Annotated in this window: 11 protein-coding genes; 9 read left to right on the forward strand and 2 right to left on the reverse strand. The window is 72.6% G+C overall.

Features of this window, described 5'->3' with window-relative positions:
- Nucleotides 1–12: 12 nt before the first annotated feature.
- Both ACFWVV_RS21385 and ACFWVV_RS21390 read left to right on the forward strand, forming a co-directional pair.
- Nucleotides 13–1,074, forward strand: coding sequence for a PucR family transcriptional regulator (locus tag ACFWVV_RS21385; RefSeq protein WP_384353496.1), 1,062 nt, complete (start codon nt 13–15; stop codon nt 1,072–1,074).
- 207 nt (nt 1,075–1,281) lie between these two features.
- Nucleotides 1,282–2,040, forward strand: a complete 759-nt coding sequence (locus ACFWVV_RS21390; RefSeq protein ID WP_384353493.1) for a hypothetical protein — start codon at nt 1,282–1,284, stop codon at nt 2,038–2,040.
- A gap of 92 nt (nt 2,041–2,132) precedes the next feature.
- On the opposite strand, the gene ACFWVV_RS21395 is transcribed toward ACFWVV_RS21390, so the two are convergent.
- Nucleotides 2,133–4,151, reverse strand: a complete 2,019-nt coding sequence (locus tag ACFWVV_RS21395) for a bifunctional metallophosphatase/5'-nucleotidase (protein ID WP_384353490.1) — start codon at nt 4,149–4,151, stop codon at nt 2,133–2,135.
- 363 nt (nt 4,152–4,514) lie between these two features.
- Between ACFWVV_RS21395 and ACFWVV_RS21400 the strand changes: the two genes are divergently transcribed.
- The 6 genes from ACFWVV_RS21400 to ACFWVV_RS21425 are packed head-to-tail and all read left to right on the forward strand — an operon-like array spanning nt 4,515 to nt 9,830.
- Nucleotides 4,515–5,954 (forward strand): ATP-binding protein, encoded by a 1,440-nt coding sequence (locus ACFWVV_RS21400; RefSeq protein ID WP_384353487.1) that lies wholly within the window; start codon nt 4,515–4,517, stop codon nt 5,952–5,954.
- Nucleotides 5,951–6,379: a roadblock/LC7 domain-containing protein gene (locus ACFWVV_RS21405; RefSeq protein WP_384353484.1), complete on the forward strand. Its 429-nt coding sequence runs from the start codon at nt 5,951–5,953 to the stop codon at nt 6,377–6,379. Before ACFWVV_RS21400 ends, ACFWVV_RS21405 begins: the two co-directional genes overlap by 4 nt.
- Nucleotides 6,376–6,735 (forward strand): DUF742 domain-containing protein, encoded by a 360-nt coding sequence (locus tag ACFWVV_RS21410; RefSeq protein WP_384353481.1) that lies wholly within the window; start codon nt 6,376–6,378, stop codon nt 6,733–6,735. The genes ACFWVV_RS21405 and ACFWVV_RS21410 overlap by 4 nt, the downstream gene beginning before the upstream one ends.
- Nucleotides 6,710–7,318 carry an ATP/GTP-binding protein gene (locus ACFWVV_RS21415; RefSeq protein WP_384353479.1) on the forward strand — a complete coding sequence of 203 codons (609 nt, stop codon included), beginning with the start codon at nt 6,710–6,712 and terminating at the stop codon, nt 7,316–7,318. The genes ACFWVV_RS21410 and ACFWVV_RS21415 overlap by 26 nt, the downstream gene beginning before the upstream one ends.
- Nucleotides 7,315–8,682 (forward strand): cytochrome P450, encoded by a 1,368-nt coding sequence (locus ACFWVV_RS21420; protein WP_384353476.1) that lies wholly within the window; start codon nt 7,315–7,317, stop codon nt 8,680–8,682. Before ACFWVV_RS21415 ends, ACFWVV_RS21420 begins: the two co-directional genes overlap by 4 nt.
- A complete protein-coding gene (locus ACFWVV_RS21425) occupies nt 8,607–9,830 on the forward strand; it encodes a cytochrome P450 (protein ID WP_384353473.1) in 1,224 nt (407 codons plus the stop codon). Before ACFWVV_RS21420 ends, ACFWVV_RS21425 begins: the two co-directional genes overlap by 76 nt.
- Before the next feature lie 78 nt (nt 9,831–9,908).
- On the opposite strand, the gene ACFWVV_RS21430 is transcribed toward ACFWVV_RS21425, so the two are convergent.
- The gene (locus tag ACFWVV_RS21430; RefSeq protein WP_384353470.1) at nt 9,909–10,751 is read right to left on the reverse strand and encodes a phosphotransferase; all 843 of its coding nucleotides are present in this window, start codon (nt 10,749–10,751) and stop codon (nt 9,909–9,911) included.
- A 237-nt stretch (nt 10,752–10,988) separates the two neighbouring features.
- Between ACFWVV_RS21430 and ACFWVV_RS21435 the strand changes: the two genes are divergently transcribed.
- Nucleotides 10,989–13,283, forward strand: coding sequence for a serine/threonine-protein kinase (locus ACFWVV_RS21435; protein WP_384353467.1), 2,295 nt, complete (start codon nt 10,989–10,991; stop codon nt 13,281–13,283).
- Nucleotides 13,284–13,343: the final 60 nt, after the last annotated feature.

Genomic DNA, 13,343 nt, shown 5'->3' on the forward strand with positions numbered 1-13,343 from the left:
CGAGGAGACAGCGTGACGGACCAGGGAGTCCCCGAAGAACACCTCGACGGGTACGTCCAGACCCTGCGCGACGCCTGTGCCACCGGCAGGAACCTCACCAGGGCCGAACGCGACGCGCTGCGGCGCCGCGGCGAACGGGCCGCCGAGGCGGGCATCGGTCTGCGCACCCTGGTCCGTGCTCACCTCGGCGCGGCCCAGGACGCCCGCCCCGGCATGTCGCAGACCCAGAGTGCCCATCTGCTCGGCGTAGTCGAACAGGCGGTGGACGCCTTCGCCGAGGGGCACGAACGTGCCCAGTACCTGGCGGTACGTCAGGAGGAGGCTTCGAGACGGGAGTTCATCGACGACCTGCTCTACGGCCGCAGCGACCTCGGCCGCCTCGCCGAGCGCGCGGAACGCTTCGGCCTGCTCCTCTCGCACGCCCACGCGGTGGCGGTGGCCCAGGGGGCAGCCCCTTACCACGACGGCTCCCCGGTCCCCCGCCACGTCGAGCAGTCCCTGGTCGCCCGGTTCGGCGACCGCCGCATTCTCCTCACCACCAAGGACGGCCGGCTGATCTGCATCGCCCCGGCCGACCAGTCCGACGTCCTCGCCTACTTCGCCAAGCAGGCGCACGCGGCCACCGACGGCGGCCGGGTCGCCATCGGCCGCGCCCACCCGGGCGCCGGGGGCGTCGTCCACTCCTACGAAGAGGCCCTCAACGCCCTCGACCTGGCAGTCCGCATGGACCTCGAGGGGCCGGTGCTGCACGCCGCCGACCTGCTGGTCTACCCCGTGCTCACCCGGGACCGCCAGGCGATGGCCGACCTCGTGGGCAGTGTGCTGGGCCCCCTGCGGCAGGCCCGCGGCGGGGCCGAGCCGCTGCTGGAGACCCTCACCGCCTACTTCGACACCGGCTGCGTCGCCGCCGAGGCCGCGCGCCGGCTCACACTGAGCGTGCGCGCGGTGACCTACCGCCTGGAGCGCATCCACCAGCTGACCGGAGCCGACCCGGGGGAGCCCATGCACCGCTACACGCTCCAGACGGCGGTGGTCGGCGCCCGCCTGCTCGGCTGGCCGGAACAGGACCTGTGAGGGCGCTCGCCCGGCCCGGCACCCCCTGATCGGACGCACCCGCACGCCCTTTGGCACATCGGAGAAACGCGAGGCCAGCGGGCTTGGACGAGGACCATGAACGGCCATGGCTTGTCACTGTGGGTAGGCGAAATATTGCGCAGAGCCACCACGCTCCGGACGGTGGAGAGGAGCACCACCCACGCTCCTTCCGAAAGGACCCCCTTCATGCGCATGTCCCGGACCGCCGGTCTTCTGCTCTCGACCGCTGTGTGCGGCGCCCTCGCCCTGGGCACCGCGGGCCCGGCCCTCTCCGCCGTTGGCGCGCCTCTCGCCGCCGTCGACGCGAGTGCTCCGATCCCGGGCGCGGGCGCGCTCGGCAAGCAGACGAAGGTGCTCGGTGACACCGCCGACGTACTCGAGCCCGTCACGGACCTGATGAACGCGGTCCTCGCGGCCCCCGGTGGCAAGCTGTCCGCCACCGACGCCACCGAGCTCGGCGAGGAGGCGACGGAGGCCATCGCCAAGGCGGCGAAGGCTGTTTCCGCTCCCAGGAGTGCCGCGCCGGCCGACCTCATGGCCAAGGCGCTGGCCGACCTGCAGGCCGATGTCGACGCGCTGCTGAAGGCCGCCCAGAAGGGGGACCCGACGGCCGTCGCCACCGCGGTCCAGGCCACCGTCACCGCGTGCGTCAACGTCGTGGTGAGCACCGTGCTGACCGGCGGACTCCCTGCCGCGGACCTGCCTGGCCTGCCGAAGCTGCCGACCGTAGCGGGTGCCCCCGAGGTGCCGAAGCCGCCGGCCGCCCCCGCCCTGCCGGCCACCCCGGCCGCCCCCGCTCTGCCTGTCGCTCCGAGCGCCCCCGCCACCCCGGCCCTGCCGGCCACTCCGAGCGCCCCCGGCACCGCGGCGGTGCCCGCCGCTCCCAGCGTTCCGGGCACGCCCGTGCTGCCGGCCGCTCCGAGTGTCCACGGCGTCGAGCGCTGACCGCCTGTGACGCCGAGGGCCCGTCGGACACTCCGACGGGCCCTCGGCGGTCCCCGGCCGCGCCGTGTCCCGCGCGGCCCTGGGCGCCGGTCTCAGCAGGGCGGCCGGAAACCCCCGCGCCGTACGGCGTGCGGCCCGCCCGCGGAGACGATCGCCGCGACCGAGGGCGGCAGCGGTGAACCGTCCTCACGCACCGGCACCGGCGGATCGGTGACCACGCCGGCCCCGGCGCTCGGTGCCAGGGTGTTCTTCGCCGTCACCCGGTCCCGGGCGGACGGTGTCAGCACCTCCTGTGCGCGGACGAACGCGACGAAGCTCTCGAAGTCGCGCTGGTGCCGGTAGGGCTCGCGGTAGGTGCTGAGCGCCGGGTAGCCGTCCATCCCGAGCAGCGTGTACGAAGCGGTGGCCAGCCGGTAGTCGCTGTCGAGCAGCAGCGGCGCCCCGTCGATGCGCACCTCGGCCGGGTCGACCCGGTCACCCACCGGGCCCGCCGCGTCGAAGGAGTAGCGGACGTTGCCGGACACCGCGAGGGGCGCGAACCGCAACGTACCGTCCGCACCCGTGGACCACTGCTGTTCCAGTGCGTCGTGGATCTGCCGGCCCGTCACCTTGACGCACACCGTGGGGCAGCCGTAGCCGATCGCCCGCCACGCCTGCCCGAAGGTCACCGCGTCGCTGCCCGCGGCCGGTACCAGATCGCCCCGGACGAAGGACTGGCCGACCGTCGGCGCGAGCGCGACGAGGGCGAGCTGCGCGGGGGCGTGCGGGTGGATGTTGGAGTCGTCGTGCCAAGGGGCCGGTCTGCGCGCGGCCCACAGCGCCCAGTCCGCCGCCAGGTCGCCCATGGTGCTCTGCCCGGTCCCGTTCCTGGCCCGGGTGATCGGCCCGCTCTGCCGGCCGATCCGGCTGCGCTCGCGTTCCGCGGCCTGTCCCGCCCAGTAGTCGGCGATTTCCTTGAGGCCCGGGTGCGGGGTGATGTCGCGGGAATTGGGGTGGCTGGTCGAGACGGTCAGTTGACGGACGACCCTGCCGGTAGCGGGGTCGAGCCGCAGGTTGATCTCGTTGATGACCTGGCCGTGGTAGCCGGCCTCGACGAACGGGCGGGGGTTGCCGTCCGGATCGGGCACCATCATGTTGAACCGGGTGTGCCAGTGCCCGCAGACAATGGCGTCGATGTCGGAGGAGACCTTCAGGGCCAGGTCGTAGGCGGGCCCGGACGGGTCGCTGCCGCTGTTGAAGTCGGTGCCCGCGACCGCGCCGTCGTGCACGGAGAGCACGATCGCGTTCACGCCGCGCCGCTTGAGCTCCTTGGCGCACCGGTCGGCTGTGGCGATCTCGTCGAGGGTCCTGAGCCCCGGGTGGAAGGAGTTGGGGAACGCCTCGGTGCCGACGGCGGTGAGGTGGATGAACCCGATGGGATATCTCCGGCCCAGCGGGTCGCGCACCCACTCCACGTGGTACGGCGGCAGCACCGTCATTCCGCTTCTCCGCCATGCCACGTTGGCGCTGTAGTACGGGAAGTCGGCCCCACGGAACCGGCGCCCCGTGGAGTCCACGAAGCCGGTGTCCTGTCCGATGACCGGATAGGCGTGCCCGTCCAGCATGTGCCGCTGGAGATGCGAAGGCGCCTTGTCGAACTCGTGGTTGCCGGCGGTGGCGAAGTCCATCCCCATCCGGTTCAGTGCCTCGATGGTGGGCTCGTCGGAGAACGCGGCGGCATCGAACTCCCATCCGGAGAAGAGATCGCCCGGTGCGAAGAACAGCGAATTGAGCCGCCCGTTCCGCAGCCGTTCCAGATGCGCACCCATGGCGGCGACCCCGCCCACGGTGTACTTCTTGCCGCCGTTGCCGTAGATCACGGAGTCGCTGCCGGTCGGGCCCTGCAGGTATCCGTGCAGGTCGGAGATGTTGAGCAGCTGTACATCCACGTACTCGTTCGCGGTGGCGGCATCGCGTGCCGCGTCGGAGGCGTAGGCGGGAACGCCGAGGGCGACGGTGGTGGCCAGTCCACCCATCGTGGTGAGGAAGGCCCGGCGTCCCGTCTCGCCGGCGTGGGAACCCGGGCGTGGGGCACGGCTGCTGCGCGCGGTGGCGCTACGAGTTGTCGTCACGCCTCGATGGTGCGTACAACAAGGTGAAGCACGCGGCAACCACACGCGTCACAGGCATGGAAATGCCGGGACGGCCCCATGAACCGCGGAAGAGTCCGGCACGCATACGGGTGAAGGCCGAGCGGGGGAGCGGAACCCGCAGAGCCCCCGCGCGGTACGAAGTCCCTTACGGGCAGCGGCGGTTCGAGGTGCGGTCATGACGCCACCCACCGGGCATCGCGGACGGAAGCGAACCTTCCGCACTTCTCCGTCGCGATATGACCATCAGCTTACGGTCCGTCAACTCGCGGGTAGCATCGCACGAAGATCGGCGCCGCCCGGTGCGGCGGACCGACCTGAACCGTCCCCCACCCGAGGAAATCGATGACATCCATACCCGAGGCGCTGCTCTGGTGCCTCAGCGCAGGAACGGCCGCCGCCCTCGCCTCGGCGGTGGCCCTGGCCCGCGCCCGGATGCACAGCGCCGAACTCCGACAGCGTCTGGCCACCGCAGAGGGGCAGTACACCTCCTCGACCCACGGCAACGCCGAGCTGACGGCCCGGCTACGGGCCCTGGAAGCCGAGATCCAGCATCTCGCCGACGCCCGGCTCCCCGATCTCGCGCTGGCACTCGCCCACCCCCACATGACGGTGCGTCCCCTGCTCGACAGCCGGTTCGCCGGCACCGGCACGGACCGCGCGCTCAGCGCCGTACTGGAGCGGACCGGCGTGGCCGTCACCAAGGAACGCGAGCGCGTCGACGCGGCGGCGCAGTCCACCCTGCGCGGCGCGACGACCACCATCCAGGCGCTGCTCTACCAGCTCCAGACCTCCCTGCAGGAGATGCAGCACCGCTACGACGACCCGGGCATCGCCCAGGACCTGCTGGCCGCCGACTTCCTCAACGAACAGGCGCTGCGCCGCGTCCAGGCCACCGGAGTGGTCTGCGGCGCCTGGCCCGGACTCACCCGGGAGGACTCCTACCTCGCCGAACTCGTCGTCGGCGCCTCCTCGCGGCTCCGCGGTTACGAGCGGGTACAGATCAGCAACCAGCTGCGCGACCCGGTGGCCGTCGTCGCCCGGGCCGTCGAACCCGTCGCCATCACCGTCACCGAGCTGCTGGCCAACGCACTGCACCACTCCCACCACGGACTGCCGGTCGCCGTCACCCTCCAGCAGGGCAACCGGGGCGCTTCGGTCATCATCGACGACTACGGCGTCGGCATGCACGCGGACGAACTCCAGCGCGCCAAGGAACTGCTGTCGGGCGACGACCAGCTCCTGTTCACCCAGCTCGGCGACCCGCCGCGGACCGGCTTCGCCGCCGCGGGGCAGCTGGTGCGGCAGTACGGCTTCGGCGTGCACGTCGAACCCTCCCCGTACGGCGGGGTGCGTGCCGTCGTGTACATCCCCGGCGACCCCCTGCTGACCGTCCTCGACGAAAGCAGCCGGCCCATGTCCGCCATGGCACCACAGGCGCACCACTCCGGCACGCCGGACCGCCCCCACACCCCCCTGCCGACCCGCACGGCACCCCTCGCCGCCGGAGCCCCTGCGGGCGCGGCGGGCACCGCAGGCGAGGCACCGGCACCGGCGCAGGAGACCGGCTCCGGCACCCCGGCCGACGGCGAACTGCCCCGCAGGAACCGCCGCAGGCCCGCCTCCGAGGTCCAGCAGAGCGCCCCGCGCACCGAACCGGCCCCCGCGAGGACCCCGGAGGAGAACGCGTCGCGCTGGGCCGCCCTCCAGCAGGGCACCGAATCGGGGCGGGCCGCCGCCCGGCCCCGGCCCCCTCGCAGTCCGGAAGGGAACGCACACTCATGAACAGCCCCGCACGCCGCCGCGTCACCGAGGACAAGTCCTGGGTGCTGGCCCCGCTCCTGGAGCTGCCGCACGTCACCCACGCCGCCGTGATCTCCGGCGACGGCTTCGTCGAGGGCGCCTCCCCGGGGCTCGCACGGGAGGCCGCCGAGGGTGTCGCCGCGATGATGTCCGCACTCCAGGGCGCCGGGCGCGCGGTGACCGCCGCCTTCGCCGGACAGGACGACGCGACCCTGCGCCAGACGGTCATCGAGTCCGAGGAGGGCTGGGTCTTCGCGATCCCCGCCGGGCGGAACACCTGCCTCGCCGTGTTCGCGGCGCCCGAGGTCAACATGGGTGTCGTCGCCCACCACATGCAGGTGCAGGTGACCACCCTCGGCAACAAGGTGATGAACAGCCCGGCCCGGGAAGCCGGCAGCCCCGTATGACCCCGCGCCAGAGCAACAGGCGCCTCGTACCGGCCTACCTGGCGACCGGCGGGCGGGCCACGCCCAGCCGCAACACGCTGGACAGGCTCTCCCTGCTGCGCAGCGCGGGAATGCCGGTCACCGGTGAGGTACGCCCGGAGGAGCTCCGCATCCTGGAGCTCCTGGAACCCGGGGCGTTGTCTCTGGCCGAGGTCGCAGCCCACCTGGGGCTGCCCGTCAGTGTGGCCAAGGTCCTGGTGGCCGACCTCGTCGACGCCGGCCGGCTGTACGCCCGCATCCCCATCCCCGAAGCCGAGCAATTCGACCGGCAGATCCTGGAGAGGGTTCTCGATGGACTCCGCTCTCTCAAGTCCTGACACCACCGGCATGTACCTGTCCGGCGCCGACCAGACCCTGGTCAAGCTCCTTGTCGCCGGGCCGTTCGGCGTCGGCAAGACCACGCTCATCCGCACGCTCTCCGAGACGCCGCCGCTGCACACCGAAGAGGTGATGACGCAGTCCGGCGCGGCCGTGGACGACCTGGCCGGCGTCCGGAACAAGACGACCACCACCGTCGCCATCGACTTCGGGCGGCTCACCCTCCCCGGCGACCTGGTGCTGTACCTGTTCGGCACCCCCGGACAGAAGCGGTTCCGGCCCCTGTGGCAGGACATCGCACGCGGCGCCCTCGGCGCCCTGGTCCTCGCCGACACCCGCCGCCTCGCCGACTCCTTCGAAGTGATGGACATCATCGAGGAGGCCGGCCTGCGGTACGCCGTCGCCGTCAACACCTTCCCCGACGCCCCGCACTACGACGCCGGGAAACTCCGCGACGCCCTCGACCTGCACCCCGACACCCCGCTCGTGATGTGCGACGCCCGCGACCGGAACGAATCCGTCGAGGCCCTCATCGCGCTCGTCGGGCACGTACTGGCCCACACGCCCCAGGAGAACCCTTGACCTCCCCGCACCCCCCAGGTGCCGCACCGCCGCCGGGCTGCCCCGTGCACGCCGCGGGTGCCCACCCGCTCGACGGAGCGGGCCGCGACACGCTGGTGCGGCTCTACGACCCCGAGTTCGCCGCGGACCCGCACCGCTACTACGCGCACCTGCGCCAGTACGGAGCCCTCGCCCCGGTGGAGATCGCCCCGGACGTGACGGCCATGCTGGTCACCGACTACCGCGCCGCACTGGAACTGCTCAACGACGACACCACCTGGTCCAAGGACTCCCGCGCCTGGATGGAGACGGTGCCGCCCGATTCGGCGGTCATCCCGATGCTGGGCTGGCGGCCCAACGCCCTGTTCAACGACGGCGAGGTGCACAGGCGCTACCGCCAGGTGATCACCGACAGCTTCCGGCTGGTCGAGCCGCACGAGCTGCGCGCCCGGGTACGGCACGCCGCGGACACCCTCATCCAGGGCTTCGGCGCGAGTGGCAGGGCCGACCTCGTCTCGCAGTACGCGCAGCTGCTGCCGATGCTGATGTTCAACAACCTGTTCGGCATGCCGGACTCCTACGGACTCCAGCTGATCGCGGCCGTCGGCGGGTTGATGGACGGCGCCTCGCCCGAAGAGGCAAACAGCGCGAACGCGGCGTTCGAGGCGTACATCATGGAGATGGTCGCCACCAAGAAGGCGCAGCGCGGCCCCGATGTGACGTCCTGGTTCATGGACCACCCCAACGGGCTGTCCGACGAAGAGGTCATCCAGCAGATCGTGCTGACGATGGCCGCCGGCAACGAGCCCCTCGGCAACCTCATCGGCAACGCGCTCTCCCGGATGCTCTCCGACGACCGCTACTACAGCACCCTCTCCGGCGGCGCGCTCACCGCGCGCGACGCCATCGAGGAAGTGCTGTGGAACGACCCGCCGATGGCCAACTACTCCGCCCACTACCCGCGCCGCGACGTGTTCTTCCACGGCACCTGGGTCAGGGCGGGGCAACTCGTCCTGGTCTCCTACGCGGCCGCCAACACGCAGGCCGGACCGGTGTCCCTGGAAGAGGGCCGCTCCGGCGCCGGCGCCCACCTCTCGTGGTCGTCGGGCCCGCACGGATGCCCCGTGCAACGGCACGCGCTGGTGATCGCCACCACCGCCATCGAACGGCTCACCGCCTGGCTCTCCGACATCGAACTCGCCGCCCCCGGCGAGCCGTTGCAGTGGCGGCCCGGCGGCTTCCAGCGGGCCCTCGCGGCACTCCCGGCCCGTTTCACCCCCATCACCCCCCAGCAGGCAGGAGCCACCCCATGGGACAGCAGCCCGTCGCCATCGACCCGGCAGGAACCGACGTCCACGCGGAAGCAGGCCGTCTCCGCGCCCTAGGCGCCGCCACTCTCGTCCAGCTGCCCGACGGGCCCGAGGCCTGGGCCATCACCCGGCACTCGCTCCTCAAGGAACTGCTGACCGACCCCCGGGTCTCCAAGGACGCGCGCCGGCACTGGCCCGCCTGGCAGCGCGGCGAGTACCAGGACAGCTGGCTGGCCACCTGGGTCGGCGTCAACAACATGTTTACGGCGTACGGCAGTGACCACCGGCGGCTGCGCAAGCTGATCGCACCGGCCTTCACGGCGCGGCGCACCGACGCGATGCTGCCCTCCGTCGAGCGCATCACCGCCGACCTCCTGGACCGGATGGACAAGGCCCCGGCCGGGTCCGTGGTCGATCTGCGCGAGAGCTTCTCCCACCCGCTGCCGATGCAGGTGATCTGCGAGCTCTTCGGCATCCCCGAGGGCGGCACCCGCACCGAGCTGGCCCGGATGTCGGAGATCATCATGACCTCCGTCGACCCGGAGGAGGCCGGAGCCACCTACGTGGCCATCCAGGAACTGCTGAAGGGCCTGGCCGCCCTCAAGCGCAAGGAGCCCGCCGACGACCTGACCAGCGTCCTGGTCGGCGCCCGGGACGAGGACGGCCAGAAGATGACCGAGCAGGAGCTGATCGACACGCTCCTGCTGGTTCTGGTCGCCGGCCATGAGACCACCGTCAACCTCATCGGCAACGCGGTGCACGCCCTGCTCACCCACCCCGAGCAGCTGGCCCTGGTGCTCGCGGGCGAGGTGGCCTGGAACGACGTCATCGAGGAGACCCTGCGCTGGGCGCCCAGCGTGGCCAACCTGCCGCTGCGGTACGCCGTCGAGGACATCGCGATTCCGGAAGGCCCCACCATCCGCAAGGGCGAGGCGATCCTGGCGTCCTTCGCGGCCACCGGCCGGGACCCGCACCAGCACGGCGACACGGCGGAAGCCTTCGACGTACGGCGCCCCAGTGCCGAGCACCTCAGCTTCGGCCACGGCATCCACCACTGCATCGGCTCGCCGCTGGCCCGCATGGAGGCCAGGATCGCGCTCCCGGCCCTCTTCGCCCGCTTCCCCGGTATCCACCTCGCGGTCCCCGAGGAGTCCCTGGAACCGGCGGGCGGCTTCATCGTCGGCGGCCTGCGCGCGCTGCCGGTACGGCTCACCAGGAACTGAACCGCACCTTCGCGACAGCCCTGCCGGGAAGTCCGCCGCCCCCGTCGCCGCCCACCCCGACGGGCGCGGCGGGGGCGCCTACCGCGGTCCGCAGCGCCCGAGCGCGGCACGGACCCGCGCCAACCCCTCCACCCGCTCCCGCGCCCGGCCGGGCATCTGGTCGTCCCTGCGCCAGCGCCAGGCCGAGAACATCGCCCAGTTGAGGGCGCGGCACCGGTGGACCAGATCGTGGTCGGCCCCCGCGTAGTGCCTGGCCACCTCCTCGGGCGCGTGGGCGAGGTCGAACTCGACCGGGCCGCGGCAGCACGTGGCGAGGTCCACGAACAGCGGACCCCTCCTCGTGCTGAGCAGGTTCCCCGGATGCGGCTCGCCGTGCAGCAGCTGATCGCCCGTCCGCGCGGCACCGACAGCGGCGCCCAGTCCCCCCAGCGTGCCGCTGAGGAACTCCCGCTCCGCGTCAGGAAGTCCGGGGGACAGCTCCCGGTCGTTCACCACGTTCAGTGCGGCGGCCACCCGAGCGGTGAAGTGCGGCGCGTCCAGAGCGATCCGGCGCAGCGCCGCGTGGTGGCGCACGAAGGCGTCCGCGTAGTCGGCCGGTGCGACCCCCGGCCCCGTGGGCGGGTAGTAGGTCCAGAACGAGAGGACGAGGCCGTCCCGCACCAGGACACCGGGCGCCACCCGGGGGTCGAGCTCGGCCACCGGGGCCCCGGCCTCCGTGAGGCGTCGTGCGACCTCCACTTCGAACTCGGCATCCGCCCGCTGCGCCACGGGCGCGACCCGGACCAGTACCTCGCAGGGCGCCAGACGCAGCGCGACGCGGTCCGAATTGTGGACGACGGCCACCTCGTCGGCCTGAAGTCCCAGCTCCGAAACGGCCGACCGGGCCGCCTCCACCGCGCGGCGCAGGTCCGACGGCTCCACAGGATCTCCCTTCACCGCGCCACACCGGCACATGGTGGCGCCCACGCCCGCACGACCAGGGGCCAAGGCCACGCCTCGCGCGTCCTTGCGCACATCATGCGGCACGGACCGCAGTACCTCCCACCCCTTTCTCACCCGCGTTGCCGAGCCGCACCTCCCAGCAGCTAGTTTGGGTGGCAGGACGGACAAGCGGGCCCGTGGTGGCAGAGGTGCACGGGGGACAGGAGGTCGGGAAGAGTGTCCCTGCGCGGAGGTGACCCCACCGAGATCGGCGGCTATCTGCTGGAGGCGCGGCTCGGCTCGGGCGGCATGGGCACCGTCTTCCTCGCCCGTACGGACTCCGGGCGGCCCGTCGCGATCAAGCTGATCCACCAGCAGTTCGCGGGGGACGAGGAGTTCCGCATCCGCTTCCGGCAGGAGGTGGCGGCGGCCAGACGGGTGAGCGGCGCGTTCACCGCAGCCGTGGTCGACGCCGCCCCGGACGCCGAGCAGCCATGGATGGCCACGACGTACATCGAGGGGCACACGCTCGCCCAGCACATCGCGGCCGAGGGCCCGCTGACCGGCGCGGAGCTGCGGACGCTCGCCATCGGTCTGACGGAGGCACTGCGCGACATCCACCGGGCAGGAGTCGTGCACCGCGACCTGAAGCCCTCCAACGTCGTGCTCTCGCCCGAGGGCCCGCGCGTCATCGACTTCGGCATCTCGCGCGCCCTGGACCAGCAGACCCTGACGATGACGGGACGCGTCATCGGCACGCCGCCCTTCATGTCGCCGGAACAGTTGCAGGCGCCGCGCGGAGTGGGACCGCGGTCCGACGTCTTCTCGCTGGGGACCCTGCTGGTGTACGCGGCGACCGGGCAGGGCCCCTTCGACGCGGACAGCCCGTACATGACGGCCTATCAGGTGGTGCACGAGGAGCCCGCACTGGACGCCGTGCCGCAGGCGCTGCGCGCGGCCGTCGCCCCCTGTCTGGAGAAGGAACCCGAGGGACGTCCCTCGGCGAACGAACTCCTCATGCTGCTCCGGGACCTGCCCACGGACCTCGGCGGCAGCACCACGGCCGGGGCAGCGGACGCCGCGGGCCGCACCCGCGACACGCACACCCAGCACCATCTCCCCACCGGAGCCGGCGCACCACAGCATTCCTCGTCGCACCTCTCCTCGGCGACGGCCACCTCCGGGCAGGCAGCCCCGGGCGCCGCCCCTGCCCGTTCCGGTACCGGCCGCCCCGGTGTCACCCGAGGGCGCCTGCTGCGCGGCCGGTGGCGGCCCGTGCTCGCGGCCGCCGTCGCGGTGGCGGCGATCGGCGGCGGGGGCGCCGCTCTGATGGCCGAAGGATTCGGCCGGAACAGCCCGGACGACAAGGCGCACAGCGTCGCCGCGCCGGCCGCCGCACTGCCGGACGGCTTCGCACCGTGGCACAGGACCGTGCTGGGCGGCCGTGAGGACATCCCGGACGAGCTGCGGTGCGTCGCCCACAGGGACGCGCTGTTCTGCGGGGGCGGCGGAGTGGTCGCGACCAGGGTCAGGGCCACCGACGGCTCGCGGGTGTGGACGGCGAAGAGCCCGGGCGTGCCCGTTCAGGGCATGCACCTGGTGGGCGCCACGGACGACACGGTGCTCGGCTACCGGTTCGCCGACGAGAGCGACCCCCGGGGCCCCGTCGTCGAGGTGGTTGCGCTCGACGCGGCCAAGGGCCGGGAACTGTGGTCCGTGCCCTCCGGCGCCCAGTCGAGGGCCGTCACGGGCCGCAGCCAGGACGCCGTGGTGATCGGCTCCACCGTGGTCACCGTCGACGCGGCCAACTCCCGTTTCGAGGCCAGGGACGCGCACAGCGGCAGGACCGCCTGGACCACACGGTTCCCGGCAGGCACCCAGTGCTCGCCCGTTCCGGCGGGCGACGTGCTCCACGCGATGTGCGCGGCGCGCACCGAGGTGGACGCGTCGGAGGTGCGCCGCCCCACCCTGCGTACGCTCGACCGCGCCACCGGGGCCCTGGGCGGGCCCCTCACGATCAAGGGCCCCGCAGTGCCGATGGGTGTCGCGGGCCACAGCCTCGTCTTCCTCCAGGAGCACAGGGAGGGACCCGCGCAGACCGGTTACGACGGGGTGGCGCGGGCCGACCCGGCCGCACGCAAGGTCACGTACTCCCCGTTGCCCAAGACGTACGCGGGCACGCCCGGCATGGCGAACGGCACCGTCTTCATCAGCGGGCAGACCGGCCTGGTCACGGCGCTCGACCCGGCGACAGGACGCAAGAAGTGGTCACGCCAGACCAGCGTCGAGGGCGCGTCGGGCCCGGTGGCGGGAGCCGGGGCGCTCTACCTCAGCTCGGCCACCGGCCGGGTGGTCGCACTCTCTCCGCACGACGGCACCCCCCTGTGGGCGACGGACCCGCAGGCAGAGGGCCTGACGGGGGAGCAGGGCGCGAGTCCGCGGGTGACCGTCGCGGGACGAGCGGTAATCGTGGCCGCGGCCAGGAACACACTCTTCGCCTTCGATACGCAGAAGCCCCCCAGGTCGGGCTGACCCGGCGGGCGCATACACTCGGGGGCCGTGTCGCAGAGTGGGTGAGGGGGCGTCAGGTGC

Source organism: Streptomyces sp. NPDC058663, from assembly GCF_042716745.1.
Taxonomy (GTDB): domain Bacteria; phylum Actinomycetota; class Actinomycetes; order Streptomycetales; family Streptomycetaceae; genus Streptomyces.

Coding starts and splice junctions, on each gene's coding strand:
- ACFWVV_RS21410 (WP_384353481.1), top strand. CDS start 6,376: ATGACCCCGCGCCAGAGCAACAGGCGCCTCGTACCGGCCTACCTGGCG.
- ACFWVV_RS21425 (WP_384353473.1), top strand. CDS start 8,607: ATGGGACAGCAGCCCGTCGCCATCGACCCGGCAGGAACCGACGTCCAC.
- ACFWVV_RS21390 (WP_384353493.1), top strand. CDS start 1,282: ATGCGCATGTCCCGGACCGCCGGTCTTCTGCTCTCGACCGCTGTGTGC.
- ACFWVV_RS21400 (WP_384353487.1), top strand. CDS start 4,515: ATGACATCCATACCCGAGGCGCTGCTCTGGTGCCTCAGCGCAGGAACG.
- ACFWVV_RS21405 (WP_384353484.1), top strand. CDS start 5,951: ATGAACAGCCCCGCACGCCGCCGCGTCACCGAGGACAAGTCCTGGGTG.
- ACFWVV_RS21415 (WP_384353479.1), top strand. CDS start 6,710: ATGGACTCCGCTCTCTCAAGTCCTGACACCACCGGCATGTACCTGTCC.